This window comes from Winogradskya consettensis, assembly GCF_018332715.1.
In the GTDB taxonomy this organism is placed as follows: domain Bacteria; phylum Actinomycetota; class Actinomycetes; order Mycobacteriales; family Micromonosporaceae; genus Actinoplanes; species Actinoplanes consettensis.
In genome coordinates this window covers 228,127-243,583 of sequence record NZ_BOQP01000034.1, presented here as the reverse complement: position 1 = coordinate 243,583, position 15,457 = coordinate 228,127, and the positions used below count along the sequence as shown (strand labels likewise).

14 protein-coding genes are annotated in these 15,457 nt (G+C 69.8%); 1 reads left to right on the top strand and 13 read right to left on the bottom strand.

What is annotated here, in order from left to right; translation table 11 throughout:
* Positions 1 to 8 precede the first annotated feature (8 nt).
* The 7 genes from Aco04nite_RS30035 to Aco04nite_RS30005 form a co-directional block, all read right to left on the bottom strand.
* Entirely contained in the window at positions 9 to 278 is a 270-nt protein-coding gene (locus tag Aco04nite_RS30035) for a hypothetical protein (RefSeq protein WP_213000582.1), read from the bottom strand.
* A gap of 33 nt (positions 279 to 311) precedes the next feature.
* Positions 312 to 1,094, bottom strand: a complete 783-nt coding sequence (locus Aco04nite_RS30030; RefSeq protein ID WP_213000581.1) for a DUF8817 family protein — start codon at positions 1,092 to 1,094, stop codon at positions 312 to 314.
* Positions 1,095 to 1,168: 74 nt separating this feature from the next.
* Complete coding sequence (locus Aco04nite_RS30025) at positions 1,169 to 1,756, bottom strand: GTP-binding protein (protein WP_041832917.1); 588 nt, start codon at positions 1,754 to 1,756, stop codon at positions 1,169 to 1,171.
* Between the two features lies 1 nt (position 1,757).
* A complete protein-coding gene (locus tag Aco04nite_RS30020; protein ID WP_203838361.1) occupies positions 1,758 to 2,132 on the bottom strand; it encodes a DUF742 domain-containing protein in 375 nt (124 codons plus the stop codon).
* Positions 2,133 to 2,224: 92 nt separating this feature from the next.
* A complete protein-coding gene (locus Aco04nite_RS30015) occupies positions 2,225 to 2,629 on the bottom strand; it encodes a roadblock/LC7 domain-containing protein (RefSeq protein WP_014447580.1) in 405 nt (134 codons plus the stop codon).
* Positions 2,626 to 6,309, bottom strand: coding sequence for a sensor histidine kinase (locus Aco04nite_RS30010; RefSeq protein WP_213000580.1), 3,684 nt, complete (start codon positions 6,307 to 6,309; stop codon positions 2,626 to 2,628). The genes Aco04nite_RS30015 and Aco04nite_RS30010 overlap by 4 nt, the downstream gene beginning before the upstream one ends.
* Before the next feature lie 451 nt (positions 6,310 to 6,760).
* Positions 6,761 to 7,825 carry an adenosine deaminase gene (locus tag Aco04nite_RS30005; RefSeq protein WP_213000579.1) on the bottom strand — a complete coding sequence of 355 codons (1,065 nt, stop codon included), beginning with the start codon at positions 7,823 to 7,825 and terminating at the stop codon, positions 6,761 to 6,763.
* Between the two features lie 26 nt (positions 7,826 to 7,851).
* Here Aco04nite_RS30005 and Aco04nite_RS30000 point away from each other — a divergent pair, with 26 nt between their 5' ends.
* Positions 7,852 to 8,655: a putative RNA methyltransferase gene (locus tag Aco04nite_RS30000; protein ID WP_213000578.1), complete on the top strand. Its 804-nt coding sequence runs from the start codon at positions 7,852 to 7,854 to the stop codon at positions 8,653 to 8,655.
* Here the strand turns inward: Aco04nite_RS30000 and Aco04nite_RS29995 are convergent.
* The 6 genes from Aco04nite_RS29995 to Aco04nite_RS29970 are packed head-to-tail and all read right to left on the bottom strand — an operon-like array spanning position 8,652 to position 15,453.
* Complete coding sequence (locus tag Aco04nite_RS29995) at positions 8,652 to 9,329, bottom strand: DUF4272 domain-containing protein (protein WP_203838291.1); 678 nt, start codon at positions 9,327 to 9,329, stop codon at positions 8,652 to 8,654. The two genes, Aco04nite_RS30000 and Aco04nite_RS29995, sit on opposite strands and share 4 nt — an antisense overlap.
* Before the next feature lie 6 nt (positions 9,330 to 9,335).
* Positions 9,336 to 10,613, bottom strand: a complete 1,278-nt coding sequence (locus tag Aco04nite_RS29990; protein ID WP_213000577.1) for a thymidine phosphorylase — start codon at positions 10,611 to 10,613, stop codon at positions 9,336 to 9,338.
* Complete coding sequence (locus Aco04nite_RS29985; RefSeq protein ID WP_213000576.1) at positions 10,610 to 11,329, bottom strand: cytidine deaminase; 720 nt, start codon at positions 11,327 to 11,329, stop codon at positions 10,610 to 10,612. Before Aco04nite_RS29985 ends, Aco04nite_RS29990 begins: the two co-directional genes overlap by 4 nt.
* A gap of 55 nt (positions 11,330 to 11,384) precedes the next feature.
* The gene (locus tag Aco04nite_RS29980) at positions 11,385 to 12,653 is read right to left on the bottom strand and encodes an ABC transporter permease (protein WP_438874951.1); all 1,269 of its coding nucleotides are present in this window, start codon (positions 12,651 to 12,653) and stop codon (positions 11,385 to 11,387) included.
* Between the two features lie 5 nt (positions 12,654 to 12,658).
* Positions 12,659 to 13,951 carry an ABC transporter permease gene (locus Aco04nite_RS29975; RefSeq protein ID WP_213000575.1) on the bottom strand — a complete coding sequence of 431 codons (1,293 nt, stop codon included), beginning with the start codon at positions 13,949 to 13,951 and terminating at the stop codon, positions 12,659 to 12,661.
* Positions 13,948 to 15,453, bottom strand: coding sequence for an ABC transporter ATP-binding protein (locus Aco04nite_RS29970; RefSeq protein ID WP_308161703.1), 1,506 nt, complete (start codon positions 15,451 to 15,453; stop codon positions 13,948 to 13,950). The genes Aco04nite_RS29975 and Aco04nite_RS29970 overlap by 4 nt, the downstream gene beginning before the upstream one ends.
* Between the last annotated feature and the right edge of the window lie 4 nt (positions 15,454 to 15,457).

The following is a 15,457-nucleotide window of genomic DNA, read 5'->3' as shown; positions in this document are numbered from 1 at the left end:
CGAACCCCTCAGGCCCGTCGGCGGGCCCAGGGGTTCCTGACCGCGAGCAGCCCGAAGACGATTCCGACGGCGGCGGGAGTGCCGATCATCACCGCGGTCTCCCCGTCATGGTCGAGGAAGGGCTCGTCGAGGACCAGGGTGTAGAGCAGCCAGCCGCTGATGATCACCAGGGCAGCTGCCAGGCCGATCAGGGTGCCGCGCCGCGCGGCCAGCATGCCCCAGACGACTACGGCGATTACGGCGGCGACCACCCCGACATGCCAGTACTGGAAGACCATGTGCGGCACTCTAACAACGGCACGCCCACGACCTCAGTACTCGCCGAGTTCCGCGGCAAGTGTGAGCTGCTCGGCGGGTGTGAGCACGACCGCGTGGGCCCGTTCGAGCAGCTCCGCCGCCGGTTCACCGAGTCCCTCGGCGAGCTCGGCCCGGTAGACCAGCGCCCGTACGAGAGTGACCGGATCCTCCGAGCCCCGGCGCAGCGCACCGTCGAGAATCTTCGCGGCCTGGCCGGGTTCACCCCTGCCGTCGCCCTGCACCACCGCATTGTCCAGCGCAACGGCAAGCCGATCGCCAACGGCTGCCCGGGCGGGAGGCGGCTCCGCCAAGCGGGCAGGATCCGATTGTGCCGAGCGGGCGGGAGGCAGCTCTGCCGAGCGGGCGGGAGGCAGCTCTGCCGAGCGGGCGGGAGCCGATTGTGCTGAGGGCGCCGCCGTGACGCGGATCCAGTTGCCGCCCGGGTCGACGAGGCTGAAGCCGGTCACGCCGTCCATGTTCTTCCTGGGCCGGGGCCGGGTCATCCGCGGCAGGCCGGCGACGGGCACCTTGCCGAAGCGTGCCCGCAGCCCCGCCGCGAACGCCGCGTGCAGCCCGGCGACGTCCTGGCTCAGGACCAGACAGGTGCCGTACGACGTCGCCGCGTCGAAGTCGGGCATGCCGAAGAAGTGCAGGTGCAGATCCTCGCGGCGGACCGCGACGTAGGGATTCGGCTTCGTCTGCCGGTAGGTGACCTCGAAGCCGAGGGCCTGGTAGAAGTCGGCGATGTCGTCGATCGAGCCGCAGGGCAGTAACGGGACGGTGACCTCGTTTGCCATCCGTACTGTCTAGCGCAGAATCTGGGCACGCAAAAGTCCCGCTCTGTCGAACAGAGCGGGACTTGAACGACCTGTCAGGCCGGCGCTACCGCGCGCGAGCGACGCATGGTCAGAACGTACTCGACCAGAGAGATCAAGACGTTCTTCGTCGACTCGCGGTTACGGGCGTCACAGCTCACCACGGGCACGTCGGACGAGATCGCAAGCGCGTCCCGCACGTCCTGAGCGTTGTGATACTGCATGCCATCGAAGCAGTTTATGGCGACCAGGTACGGCAGCCTTCGGTGCTCGAAGAAGTCGATGGCGGCGAAGCAGTCGGCGAGCCGACGCGTATCCACCATGACTACCGCACCGATGGCACCTCGTACGAGCTCGTCCCACATGAACCAGAAACGTGTCTGGCCCGGTGTTCCGAACAGGTACAGGATGAGGTCCCTGTCGATGCTGATGCGGCCGAAGTCCATCGCCACCGTGGTCGTCGTCTTACCCGGCACCTGCCGGTTATCGTCGACACCCACGCCGGCGGAAGTCATGATCGCCTCAGTGGTCAGTGGGGTGATCTCCGAGACGGACCCCACCAGCGTCGTTTTACCGACGCCGAACCCACCGGCGATAACAATCTTCGCCGATGTAACGCGCCCGGCCGTTGGCCGCCGCGACATGTCAGAGCCTGCGAAGTCCACTCAGCACCCTTTCCAGCAGATCCGTACCCACCGCGTCGGTTTCATCTTCAAGCGATGTCGGCTCGTAGACCGCCACCAGCCCGTCGTGGGCCATGTCGGCGACGATCACTCGGGCCACCCCGAGCGGTAGTTGCATGCGTGCTGCGATTTCTGCCAGCGACTGGACTCTGCCGCCGTCACACATCGCCGCGATGTACTGGTGTTCGCTGCCGCCCCTGCCCGGCCCCGTACTTCGGCCACGAACGGTGGTCTCGACAAGCGCTTCCAGCGCTATCTCCAGCTTGGGCCGAGTCCGGCCACGGGTCACGGCATATGGTCTGACCAACGCGCCGGTCGGCTCATCGCGTTCAGGCATCGTCACCGCTCGCCCCATCCCTCGGCCCATAGAAGTTTCTCTCGTCATAAAGCATTTGGACAGATACCGGACGGATCCGGTCCACCATCCGTTCAGCCGAGGACCCCGGCCGCGGAGCGCGGTGCCGGCGTCAGCGCCTCACCCACGCGGTCCACCAGGAGGGCCATCTCGTAGCCCACCTGACCGACGTCACAGCTGCGAGCGGCGAGCACGGCGAACGACGAACCGTCGGAGATCGACATCAGGAAGAGGAACCCGTTGTCCATCTCGACGACCGTCTGCAGCACTGCACCACCCTCGAAGCACCGTGCGGCGCCCTGAGTCAGGCTGACCAGGCCGGAGGCGATGGCCGCCAGCTGGTCGGCACGGTCGCGGGGAAGGTCCCGCGAGGCCGCGAGCAGCAGACCGTCGGCGGAGACCGCGATCGCGTGCGCCACCCCGGGAACGCGGTCGGCAAAGTTGGCGAGGAGCCAACCCAGATCCTGCGTACTTGTCATGCCTCATGCTCCTTGCCAGCCTGCGAGGACAGCTGCCCTCCCGGAGTCTCCTCCGGGTTGGTCGAATTTTCCTTCGTGCGACCCCGGTGCACACCGCGGTGGTACGCGGACAGAAGCCCACGGACCGACTCAGGAGTGCGGCGTTGTACGGAGGTCTCGGCGCGGTCGACGCCACCCGGGACCAGCTGGGCCATCGGCGTACGGCGCGGAAGACCGGCCGTCGTCGTCAGGTCCACCGGGGCCTCGGCAGCCTTGCGGGCTGCCTGCCAGCCGTCGTCGGCCGCCGTCTGCCACGGGTGGTTCCCGTTGCCGTTGGCCGCGCCGTTAGACGCTACCGCGCCGACGGGCTCCGGCTCCCGCTCCACGATGAGTCGTTCCGTCGGGGCGGCCTGCTGGGGCACGCTGGCCGTTCGGATCGGCTCGCCGGTCGGGATGCGCTGAGAAACCACTGCGTCGTCATTCTGCACGACGGGCGTCGGCTTCGGCTCGGCCACAGGTGCCGGCTTGGTCTCAGCCGGACGGGCGGTCATGAACCAGGCCGACTCGAGCTCCCGGAAGATCGGCAGCTCCATCGTCTCGTCGGCGAACTGGGACTGACCGTCACCGGCCCGCTGACGTGCGGCGGACTGCGCTGCGGCGATCTGCGCGGCTGCGGTCGCCTGGGCGACTGCGGCCTGCTTGGTGGCCACCTCGTGGGCTGCCTCGGCGGCCGCCGCGGAACGCTCGGCCTCCCGGCTGGGAGTCCCGTTCTGCGGGTTGGTCGGCGGGGCGACCTGCGGCTGCGGACCTGTGCCGTTGGGCCGGTAGCGCGGCAGCTCTGCGGTCATGTCCAGGGCAGCCGCGAGGCTCTCCGGGACGTGCGGGGCGGCCTGCTCCCGGTCCGCCGACACCGGCGGCCAGGCCGGCGGTGCGGACGGAGCGGACTGAGGCTGCACGAACGCGTTCGGAGCGTAACTCGGCTGACCGTTGGGCTGACCGTTCGCCGGCGGAGCCGACTGCGGCCGGGCCGGGGGTGCCGAAGCCGGCTGACTCCCGAAGGGCGGCGCCGAAACCGGGCGACCGTACGACGGCGGAGCGGAGGTCGGCGGCACCGGGGGTGCCGAGACCGGCGGCACGAACGACGTGCGGTTCTGCGGCTCCGGGCTCGGCGGCAGCTGCCGCGGAATCGTGGCCCCGAAGGCTGCCGTCTCGTCCGGGCGAACGTTCTCGCCGTTGCGACGCTGCGGCAGGTTCTCGTTGCCACCACCGAAGTTCTGCTGACCCGGCTGCGGGATCGGCGGGATCGGCTCGTTGCTGCGCGGGCCGTGGAAGCCGTTGGGGCCACCGCTGCCGTTGCTGCCGTTGCTGAAGCCGTTGGAGGGCCCGCCAAAACCGTTGGAGGGTCCACCGAAGCCGTTGGAACCGCCGCCGTTGAAGCCGTTGGCGCCGTTGGCGGGCTCGAAGCCGTTGGTCGACTCGAAACCGTTGGTCGGCGCACCGGTCAGGTCGGACCAGGCAGGCGCCTGGCGGCCGTTACCGGCGCCGAGCATGCCACCGTTGGGCATCGGCGGGTTCGGGTCGAACGGGCGGCTGCCGCCGAACACGTTGGCGGAGCTGCTCTCGAGCGCCAGCGGGGGCTCGGTGAACTGCGGCCGGGCCTGGTGGTCCTGCCCGTACGCCGAGATACCGGCCTGCTGGCGGCCCGCGATGCTGTTGTTGGCGACCATGACGCCCACGGGCAGCCCGACATCGGCAACCGTGCCGCGTTCGCTGTCGGCCGGCCGGAGCTCGACCCGCACACCGTGCCGGTTCGCCAGCCGGGCGACCACGACCAGGCCCATCATCCGGGAGACGGCGACGTCCACCATCGGCGGGTTGGCAAGGCGCTCGTTGAGGTCGCGCAGCTGCTCGCGGCTGATGCCGATGCCGCGGTCCTCGACCGAGAGCACCGCACCGTCGCCGAGGCGGCGAGCCTCGACCACGACGTGGCTGTTCGGCGGCGAGAACGCGGTCGCGTTGTCGAAGAGCTCGGCGACCAGGTGGACCATGTCGTTGACCGCGTGGGCGGACACCTCGATGTCCCGGTCGATGACGCCGAACTCGATGCGGGTGTAGTGCTCGACCTCGGACTGGGCGGCGCGGAGCACGTCGATCAGAGCGGCGGGCTCGCGCTGCACACGGGTCGAGTCGGCGCCGGCGAGAACCAGGAGGTTTTCGTCGTTCCGGCGCATTCGGGTCGCGAGGTGGTCGAGCTGGAAGAGCTCGGCCAGCCGGTCCGGGTCCTCCTCGCCGCGCTCCAGGCGGTCCAGGTGACCGATGAGGCGGTCGACCAGGATCTGGGAACGACGGGCGAGGTTGACGAACATCGTCGCGACCGAGGCACGCAGGGCGGCCTGCTCGGCAGCCGTACGCACAGCCTCGAGGTGAACCGCGTTGAACGCCTCGGTCACCTGCCCGAACTCGTCCCGGCTGCGCACCGGCAGCGGCTCGGCGATCTGATCGGCTACCTGGGCCGGGGTCAGCGAGCCGGACACCGCCGGGTCACGCAGCCGCTCGACCGCCTGGGGCAGGCCGAACTGGGCGACGTTGAGCGCACCCTGGCGCAGCTCACGCAGCGAGCGGGCCATCGACCGGGCGACGAGCCAGGCGAAGACGATCGCGAGCAGCAGGAGGCTGAGCAGCAGGCTGGTCTGGATGAAGACGTCACGCTGCACGTCGTCGCGGATGCTGGTGGCCTGGGCCACGATCTCGACGTCGAGCTTGTTCTCCACGGAGCGGAACAGGTCGTTGTAGCCGACCATGGCGGTTTCCCACGTGTCCCGGGTGAAGGGGATCGTCTTGGTGTTGGCGCCACTCAGGGAGTTCAACGGCTCGGTCAGGTTGGTCGCGGCCCGCTTGGCGGGGCCGTTGACCACCTTGTCGACCAGCGCGCGGTCCTCGGGGGTGCCGACCTGACGCATCGTGGAGTCGGCGATGTCGTAGCCCGCCTCCGTGGTCAGGAAGGACTTGCGCAGCGCCTCGGTGAACTCACCGGCGCCGAGCACCTCGTGACCGACGTCGCGCTGCTGGGAGATGTAGTCCTTGGCCCGGGCGACGGAGGCGACCACGCGCAGCCGGTCGCTCAGGTCGGTGTTCGTGGCGAGCTGAGCAGAGACGTCCCGCACGTTGAGCAGGTCGTTGATCAGCAGGTCATAGGCGTCTTCGACGTCACCTGACTTGAACTTGCCGTTCGCGGTCTGGCTGCGGATCGACGGCAGTTCTTCGAGGTTCCGGTCGAGCCGCACGAGCAGCGTGGTGACCGTGTCGGGAACGTCCTCGAGTGCGGACTTCTGCTGCGAGTAGGGCAGCTTCGCAGTGTCGACCTTGGGGTGCTCGCGGCTGTAGGCCGTCTCGCCGGCCTCGCGGTCGGGAGTGTTCGGCTTGGTCGTCGCGATCATCACGCCGTAGGCGCGTTCGTTCTGCAAGTGGTCTACGAGTCCACCGGCGGCCTGGGAAAGCACGGACAGCGTACGGGCACGTTCGGCGTTGCTCGCCTGGCCGATCTGGTCGATGAGGCTGCTTGTTCCGACGACGATCGTCGCCAGCGTCGGCACGAGCATGATCAGCCCGAGCTTCGACCAGATCGGCATATCCCGCAGCCGGCTTGCCGGCCGGCGGAGACGCGACATGACCGCGTTCGCCGTCTGGGGGCGCTTGCTCACGTCACCGTCCTCCTGATTCGGACCCGGCGTTCGGATCGCCGGGCACCGCACACGGCCGACACACCGGGTCGGGCCCCCGAGATTCCATCACGACGAGTGTCAAAGAGAAAGAGCAGCCTGACCCGGACCGTTTGTGTGATGCGAAGTCGCGTCCTAAGACGGGAGCCTCGTCGGTCGGCCATCACTGCTCGTATATGGATACATCTCTTAACGTCACTCACTCCGGTCGGCGCGACGGGGTCTCCGTGCTTGCCGATCCGACCGGACCAACCTGCGATCTCGGCAGCACAGACGATTGCTCGCACGCGGCCCTACGGCAAGGCAAGATGCCGGATTGTGCAGTGTTTGTAGAGAGGAGACTGTCCGAACGGCTGAGTCGCCTAGCCGAATCGGCAGTTTCGGCGGCCGAAAGTACGCACGTGTCCTACATGACGGTCAAAAAGGGATTTCTCTACAGCAACTTCGCGTACGCCGGCTTGATCACGTCGTTGATGAGCGCCAGCCGCTCGTCGTACGGGATGAACGCGGATTTCATCGCGTTGATCGTCAGCCACTGCAGTTCACTCCAGCCCCAGCCGAAGTTCTCGGCGAGCAGCGCCATCTCCCGGGACATGGAAGTTCCGCTCATGAGCCGGTTGTCCGTATTGACCGTGACCCGGAACCGGAGGTCGCGGAGCAGCCCGATGGGGTGCTCGGCGATCGAGGGGGCCGCGCCGGTCTGCACGTTCGACGAGGGGCACAGCTCCAGCGGGATCCGCTTGTCCCGGACGTACGACGCGAGCCGGCCGAGCTCCGAGCCGTTGATGTCGTCCACGATCCGGACGCCGTGCCCGAGCCGGTCGGCCCCGCACCACTGGATCGCCTGCCAGATCGAGGGCAGCCCGAACGCCTCGCCCGCGTGGATCGTGAAGTGGAAATTCTCACGCTGCAGGTACTCGAACGCGTCGAGGTGCCGGGTGGGCGGGAAGCCCGCCTCCGCCCCGGCGATGTCGAAGCCCACCACGCCCTGGTCGCGGTAGCGGACGGCCAGCTCGGCGATCTCCTGCGAGCGCGCGGCGTGGCGCATCGCGGTCATCAGGGTGCCGATCCGGATGACGTTGCCCTGGCTCGCCGCCTCGGCACAGCCCTCCCGGAAACCCGCGTGCACCGCGTCGACCACGGCGTCGAGGGTCAGACCGCGCTCGAGGTGCTGCTCGGGGGCATACCGCACCTCGGCGTAGACCACGCCGTCGGCGGCCAGATCGAGCGCGCACTCCCGGGCGACGCGGCGCAGCCCCTCCTCGGTCTGCATGACCGCGACGGTGTGCGCGAACGTCTCCAGGTAGCGTTCCAGCGACCCCGAATCGGCGGCCGCCACGAACCACGCACCGAGCCGTTCCGGATCTGTCTCGGGCAGCACGTGCCCGATCGCGCCGGCCAGCTCCACGATCGTCGCGGGGCGCAGGCCGCCGTCGAGGTGATCATGGAGCAGCGCTTTGGGGGCCCTGACGATGTCGGCGTGGGAGATGGCGACCATCAGCAGATGCTAGAGGGAAGCAGCTAATGATCGACGGAGCACTGCCGTACCTGACATGCCCAGTGTGTGGCGAAACACTGTCGATGCCCGATGAGCGCTCGCTGCGCTGCCCCCGGGGTCATGCCTTCGATGTCGCCCGGCAGGGATACGTGAACCTCACCACAGGCCGCTCGCCTCATTCCGGCGACACCGCCGAGATGATCGCGGATCGCGACGCCTTCCTGGAGAAGGGCCACTACGACTTCATCACAGAGGCACTTCAGGAGGGGGTACGCCCGGAGCCCGGCCTGATCCTCGACGCCGGCACGGGAACCGGCCGCTACCTCGCGAAGGTCCTCGACACCCTGTCGGACGCCGCCGGTCTCGGCATCGACGTCTCCAAGCCCGCCCTGCGCCGAGCCGCCCGCGCCCACCCGCGGGCCGGGGCTGCCCTGGCCGACCTGTGGGGCCCGCTCCCCCTCGCCGACGCGTCGGTCGCGCTGATCCTCAACGTCTTCGCCCCACGTAACGGCCCGGAGTTCCGCCGGGTCCTGCGCCCCGGTGGCCTGCTGGCGGTCGTCACCCCCGCCCCGGATCACCTGGCGGAGCTGATCGCCGCCCACAACCTGCTCCGGGTGGACCCGGGGAAGGCCGACCGGGTCGCCGAGTCACTGGGGGCAGCGTTCACCGTCGTCGGCGGTGCGACCCATCGCCGTACGCTCGATCTGACGGCTGCCGAGACCCGCACCCTGGTCGGGATGACCCCGAGCGCGCGACACGTACCCCTGGAAGGCATGACGGCCCGGAAAGTGACCGCTGCAGTCGATGTAACGCTCTATCAGTCTGCCTAGACCGAAAGGTCTACTTCTTCCCATTCGGGAGGGTCCTCGTGATAGGGCCCCGTGAAGGTGACCGCCCATTCGAGGGCCCAGCGGCGCTGCCCGATCGCGTTGCTGTCGACCTCGCCGGGCAGCTCCACGCCCAGCTTCTCGGCTTCCTGGAAGGCCCAGTCGAGGCAGTAGTAGAGATCGAGCAGCACCACGGCGTCCGTGGCGTCGCGGGGTGCGACCAGTGCCCGCGACCGCCAGGCGTTGAACAGCTCGCCGGCCGGCAGATCCGGCATCTGGCTCATCATCCGTTCCTCCGGCGGCGCGGTCGCGTCGAGGTGACCGCTGAGCCCGAGCAGCCAGGAGAGCGCGAAGACGGCGTCGTGGTGCAGCACGAACGAGCGATGGTCACCCTTGGCCCCGGCGACGAACTGCCACTCGGGCGGGGTGACGAAGTCGACCAGCTTGGAGTTGAGCAGCCAGCTCATCGCGGCCTCGGTCGGCATGCCGAAGCAGCGGGCGACGACCACGTGCAGGACGGCCGCCCGCGCCTCGAGCTCGCCCGTCGGGCGCAGCTCCACCTCGTCACCGGGCTCCCAGACGAGCGGGAACGACGGCGGTGGCAACGGCAGTGCGAGGCGTTCCAGCTCGTCGAGGCTGGCGTCGCGCACCGCCCTGGGGTCGGGGGCGGCCTTCATGACCGCTCAGGCTATGCGGTCGATCAGCAACCGCCCATGGGTGGGCACGCCCTGCGAGATCGTCACGGCCCGCTGCGCGTCCGCCAGGGCCGCGGGGATCCTGCTTTCATCATCGGTACGCAGCTCGAGCAGCACGTCACCAGCGCGCACCGCATCGCCGGGCCGCTTCTTGAGGAGCACACCGGCGCCGAAGCTCACCGGATCCTCCTTACGGGCCCGTCCGGCACCGAGACGCCACGCGGCCAGTCCGATGCCGAGCGCGTCCAGCGAGCCGACCACGCCGTCCTCCGTGGCCCGCAGCACCTCGGTCTCACGGGCGCCGGGCAGCGGCGCGTCCGGGTCGCCGCCCTGCGCCCGGATCATCGCGCGCCACGTGTCCATGGCAGCGCCCGACTCGAGGACCTTGGCCGGGTCGGCGTCGATGCCCGCGGCGTCGAGCATCTCCCGGGCCAGCGCCACGGTCAGCGCGACCACGTCGGAGGGGCCGCCGCCGGCGAGCACCTCCAGCGACTCGGCCACCTCGATGGCGTTGCCGACGGCCAGGCCGAGCGGGGTGTTCATGTCGGTGAGCAGGGCGACGGTCTTCACGCCGTGTGCCTTGCCGAGCTCGACCATGGTCCGGGCGAGCTCCCGGGCGTCGTTCTCGTCCTTCATGAAGGCGCCGGTGCCGACCTTCACGTCGAGGATCAGCGCGCCGGTGCCCTCGGCGATCTTCTTGCTCATGATCGAGCTGGCGATCAGCGGGATGGCCTCGACGGTGCCGGTGACGTCGCGCAGGGCGTACAGCTTGCGGTCGGCCGGGGCCAGGCCCTCGCCGGCCGCGCAGATCACCGCGCCGACGTCGCTGAGCTGGCGCACGAACTCGTCGTTGCTGAGCTTGGCGCGCCAGCCGGGGATCGACTCGAGCTTGTCGAGCGTGCCGCCGGTGTGGCCGAGCCCGCGGCCGGACAGCTGCGGGACGGCGGCGCCGCACGCGGCGACCAGCGGGGTCAGCGGCAGGGTGATCTTGTCGCCGACACCGCCGGTGGAGTGCTTGTCCACGGTCGGGCGCGGCACGGCGGACAGGTCCAGCCGCTCGCCGCTGGCGATCATGGCCGCCGTCCAGCGGGCGATCTCACCGGGCGTCATGCCGCGCAACAGGATGGCCATGGCCAGCGCGGACATCTGCTCGTCGGCGACGACACCCTTCGTATAGGCGTCGAGCACCCAGTCGATCTGCGCGTCGGACAGCACGTGCCCGTCCCGCTTCGCCCGGATGACGTCGACGGCCGCGAACTCGCTCATGAGGACTGCTCTTCCCACTTGGTACCGATGCCTTCCGGCGGTTCTCCCTCGCCGGCCCAGGACAGCGCGCCGGCTGCGTCGACCACGACGATCCGGGAGGTACGCGTACGCCCCCAGGTCACCGCCGCGGTCGCGGTCGCGAAGTTGGGGCCCTCCTCGAGGACGCCCTTGTCCGCGTCGGTCTCGTCCGGGCTGCCACCGGAGCGTTCCCAGTAACCCGTCCAGACCTGCTCGCCACCGGAGAGGTCCGGGTGCACGAACACGGTGCCGCGCCCGCGCCACTTGGCGAGCTGGGCGGGCACGGCCGGCACGGCGGACGGCCCGGTGACCTTCTCGATGTCAGCGGGGCCGAACGCGTGCGGCAGCAGCTCAGCCATGGTCAGCGGCCGGGGCAGCAGCTCGACGAGGCACTCGGGGCCGCCGTGCTCGTAGAGCAGCTGACGGCAGCGCCCGCACGGCATCAGCGGCTGCCCGTTGGCGTCGACGCAGGAGACGGCCACGAGCCGGCCCCCGCCCGTCGCGTGCAACGAGCTGACCAGCCCGCACTCGGCGCACAGCCCGATGCCGTAGGACGCGTTCTCGACGTTGCAGCCGACGATCACCCGGCCGTCGTCCACCAGTGCGGCCACCCCGACGGGAAAGTCGGAGTAGGGCGCGTACGCGTGACGCATGGCCTCGATGGCCGCGGCCCGCAGTGATCCCCAGTCGATCTCCATGCGCCGATTGTGCCTGACCGCCCGTCCGGACCGGACGGGCTCCCCTTAACGGCTACTAGCTCTTCACGTAGGGCTGCCCGGCAGCAGCCGGGCCACGGACCCGGCCGACGAGCCCGGCCACTGCCACGATCGTCGCGAGGTACGGCAGCATGTTCAGGAACTGGCTCGGCACCGGGCTCCCGGCGACGCTGAGGTAGGTCGCGAGTTTCTGCGCGAACCCGAAGAACAGGGCCGCGCCGAGCGCACCGAACGGCGTCCACCGGCCGAAAATGAGGGCGGCCAGGGCGATGAAGCCCGCGCCCGCCGTCATGTTCTTGTTGAAGCTGCCCGTGGAGACCAGCGTGAAGTACGCCCCACCGGCACCGGCGATGACCCCGCCGATCAGGACGTTCAGGTAACGCAGGCCGCGGACCCGGATGCCCACCGTGTCGGCGGCGGTGGGGTGCTCGCCGACAGCCCGGGTGCGCAGGCCCCAGCGGGAGCGGGTCAGGCCGAAGTGCAGCGCGAAGACCAGGATCAGCGCGAGCCAGACCAGCAGGTTGGTGTCGAAGAGCACCGGGCCGACCACGGGGATGTCGGCGAGGCCCGGAATGCGCCACTCGGGCATCTTCGGGGGCTCGTTGTACGACTGCGCGTCGGGCTGCATCAGCCGCTCGTAGAGGAACCCCGTGATGCCGAGCGCGAGCAGGTTGAGCACGATGCCGACGACCACCTGGTCGACGAGGAACCGGATCGCGAGCACGGCCAGGATCGCCGCGATGAGCACGCCGCCGAGGGCCGCGCTGAACAGCCCGGCCCAGACGCTGGTGGCCATCGTGCCGACCAGCGCCGCGAAGAACGCGCCCATCAGGAACTGGCCCTCGATCGCGACGTTGACCACGCCGGAGCGTTCCCCGAGCACACCCGCGAGCGCGCCCAGGATCAGCGGCACGGCGAGCTCGAGGCTGCCGCTGACCGTGTCGACCAGCGGCAGGAACTTCCCGGCCACCTGCCAGCACAGGAACGACAGGACGAACGCGAGGATGCCCAGCACCAGGATCGTGGTCTGGTACCGCCGCAGCAGCCCGGCGAGCAGCACCGCGCCGGCTGCGATCGCGATGACGCCGAACAGGATCGCGCCGAACTGCCCGTTGATGGACAGCGCGGCACCCTGCGCGTCCTCGCTGAGCGTGAAGCGTGCGGTCTGCGAGGGGGCCAGCGCTCCGAAGAGGATCGCCGCCACCAGGCCGATCAGGGTCACGCCGACGCCCAGGCGCCGCTGGCGGTCCATGAACCTGGCCGGCGCCACGGTCACGGGCGCTTCCTGCACTGTCGCCGTGGACACCCCGGTCACCAGCCCTTCGCCATCGAGGCACCGAGCCGCGCGGTGCGGGCTGCCCGGAGGTGGAAGATCGTCTTCACCAGCGCCGGGGCGGCGATGAAGATGACGATGAGTGCCTGGAGCACGGTTACCAGCTCCAGGGAGATACCGGAGTACGACTGCATACGGTTACCGCCGGCGCGCAGTGCGCCGAAGAGCAGAGCAGCCGCCAGCGTGCCCCACGGGCGGTTGCGCCCCAGCAGGGCGACCAGCAGGCCGTCGAAGCCGATGTTGCCGGCCACCTGGGTGGTCAGCGCGTGCGCGGTGCCGAGGACCTGGGTGGCGCCACCGAGCCCGGCCAGGCCACCCGCGGTCATCATCAGAAGCGTGTACGTCTTGGCGACGCTCATACCGGCCGTACGCGCGGCAGGCGGGTTGGCGCCGACCGCACGCAGCTCGAACCCGAACGCCGAGCGGTTGAGCAGCCACGCGACCCCGGCGGTGGCGAGCACGGCGAGCACGATGCCGAGGTTGGCCCGCAGCTCACCGCCGAACGACGGGAGCGTCGCCGAGCTGTCCACGGTCTTGCTGATCGCGTCGCTGCGGCCGGGCTGCTGGATGCCCTTCTGCAGGATCAGCCAGCTCAGGAACAGGTTGGCCGTGTAGTTCAGCATGATCGTCACGATGACCTCGTGGGCACCGGTGCGGGCCTTGAGAATGCCCGGCACGAAGCCCCAGAGCATGCCGCCGAGCGCGCCCGCCGCCAGCGCGGCGATCAGGTGGATCACCGGCGGCAGCGGCAGCAGGAAGCCCGCCAGCCCGGCCGTGATCGTGCCGATGATCGCCTGGCCCTGGCCGCCGATGTTGAACAGGCCGCCGCGGAACGCCAGCGCCACCGACAGGCCGGTGAAGACCAGCGGGGCGGCGTACGTGAGGGTCTCGGAGATCGGGAAGAACACCTGCCGCCAGGTGCCGCTGCCGTTCGCCCAGGCCGTGATCGTGGAGGGGTCGACGATCGCGCCCTTGAACAGGTCGGCGTACGCGTTGCTGACCACCGTCCAGCTGCTGGTGAACGCGTCGCTGGGACGGGCGGTGATGTAGCTGAACGTGTCCAGCACCGCCGGGTCGGACAGGACGATCAGGACCGCGCCGACGATCGCGGCGAGCACGATCGAGAGCAGCGTCACAGTGACCGTGTTGGCCGCCCACAGGTTGTGCAGGAAGTGGCTCAGGAAGGAATCGGATTCTTCCTTGGGCGGCGCCGCGGGGGGCGGAGGTGCGGCCTCTGCGACTGGCGCGTCGACCGGTCCGTCGGTGCTCACTTCGTCCCCTTGTCTTCAGAACCGGCCGCGGGCGCCACAGACGCAGCGTTCGGCCCGGTGATGCCGGCCATCAGCAGGCCCAGCTCCTCGCGCGGCGTCGTAGGCGGGACGATCGCCAGGATCCGGCCGCGGTACATGACCGCGATCCGGTCGGCGAGCGCGACCACCTCGTCCAGCTCGCTCGAGACCACGAGAACCGCGGTGCCGACGTCGCGCTCGTGCACGATGCGGCCGTGGATGAACTCGATCGAGCCGACGTCCACGCCCCGGGTCGGCTGGGCGGCGATGAACAGCCGCAGCGGCCGCGACATCTCCCGCGCCACGACGACCTTCTGCTGGTTGCCGCCCGAGAGCGTGCTCACCGCGGAGCCGGGTGAGGACGTACGGATGTCGAACTGCTCGACGCGCTCGCGGGCGGCGGCGTCGATGGCGGCCGGGTTGAGCCGGAACGCGTTGCCGTACGGCGGCCGGTCGTACTGGTCGAGGACGAGGTTCTCGGCGACGGAGAACTCCTTGACCACGCCGTCGAGGCTGCGGTCCTCGGGCACGTAGCCGATGCCGGAGCGCAGGATCTGCTTGGTGGTCATGCCGGTCAGGTCCTCGTTGTCGACCTTGATCGTGCCGGTGAGCGCCTCGCGCAGCCCCATCACGGCCTCGACCAGCTCGGTCTGCCCGTTGCCCTGCACACCCGCGATGCCGAGCACCTCACCGGCGCGGATCTCCAGGTCGACGCCGTCCACGGCGCGCACGCCCCGGTCGTCGTCCACGCACAGGCCGGCGATCGTGAGCACCTCGCGACCGGGCTTGGCGTGCTCCTTGCTGACCTCGAGGGTGACCGCGCGGCCGACCATGAGGGCGGCCAGCTCGTCCTCGGGGGTGTCCGGGCTCGCCGTGCCGACGGTCTGCCCGCGCCGGATGACCGTGATCCGGTCGGCGATGGCCTTGACCTCTTTGAGCTTGTGGGTGATGAAGACGATGGACTTGCCCGCGTCGCAGAGCCCCCGCATGACGGCGAGCAGTTCCTCGGTCTCCTGCGGGGTGAGCACCGCGGTCGGCTCGTCCAGGATCAGCAGGTCGACGTCGCGGGTGAGCGCCTTGACGATCTCGACCCGCTGCTGGGCGCCGACGGGCAGGTTCTCGACGACGGCGTCCGGGTCGACCGGCAGCCCGTACCGTGCGGAGACCTCGAGAACCTCGCGGCGGGCCCGGCGGCGGTCGAGGAAGCCGGCGCGGGTCTTCTCGGCACCGAGCGCGATGTTCTCCGCGACGGTGAAGACGGGCACGAGCATGAAATGCTGGTGGACCATGCCGATGCCGGCGGCGATCGCGTCGCGGGGGCTGCGGAAGGTGCGCGCCTCACCGTCGACGAGGATCTCGCCCTCGTCCGGCTGGAGCAGGCCGTAGAGCTGGTTCATGAGGGTGGACTTGCCGGCCCCGTTCTCGCCGAGCAGGGCGTGGACCTCACCCGGTTCGACGGTGAGGTCGATGTGGTCGTTGGCCACCAGG

What these genes read in the sequence shown, in the direction of transcription:
- Aco04nite_RS30035 (WP_213000582.1), bottom strand. Translation starts at nt 278, where the DNA reads ATGGTCTTCCAGTACTGGCATGTCGGGGTGGTCGCCGCCGTAATCGCC.
- Aco04nite_RS30030 (WP_213000581.1), bottom strand. Translation starts at nt 1,094, where the DNA reads ATGGCAAACGAGGTCACCGTCCCGTTACTGCCCTGCGGCTCGATCGAC.
- Aco04nite_RS30025 (WP_041832917.1), bottom strand. Translation starts at nt 1,756, where the DNA reads ATGTCGCGGCGGCCAACGGCCGGGCGCGTTACATCGGCGAAGATTGTT.
- Aco04nite_RS30020 (WP_203838361.1), bottom strand. Translation starts at nt 2,132, where the DNA reads ATGCCTGAACGCGATGAGCCGACCGGCGCGTTGGTCAGACCATATGCC.
- Aco04nite_RS30015 (WP_014447580.1), bottom strand. Translation starts at nt 2,629, where the DNA reads ATGACAAGTACGCAGGATCTGGGTTGGCTCCTCGCCAACTTTGCCGAC.
- Aco04nite_RS30005 (WP_213000579.1), bottom strand. Translation starts at nt 7,825, where the DNA reads ATGGTCGCCATCTCCCACGCCGACATCGTCAGGGCCCCCAAAGCGCTG.
- Aco04nite_RS30000 (WP_213000578.1), top strand. Translation starts at nt 7,852, where the DNA reads ATGATCGACGGAGCACTGCCGTACCTGACATGCCCAGTGTGTGGCGAA.
- Aco04nite_RS29995 (WP_203838291.1), bottom strand. Translation starts at nt 9,329, where the DNA reads ATGAAGGCCGCCCCCGACCCCAGGGCGGTGCGCGACGCCAGCCTCGAC.
- Aco04nite_RS29990 (WP_213000577.1), bottom strand. Translation starts at nt 10,613, where the DNA reads ATGAGCGAGTTCGCGGCCGTCGACGTCATCCGGGCGAAGCGGGACGGG.
- Aco04nite_RS29985 (WP_213000576.1), bottom strand. Translation starts at nt 11,329, where the DNA reads ATGGAGATCGACTGGGGATCACTGCGGGCCGCGGCCATCGAGGCCATG.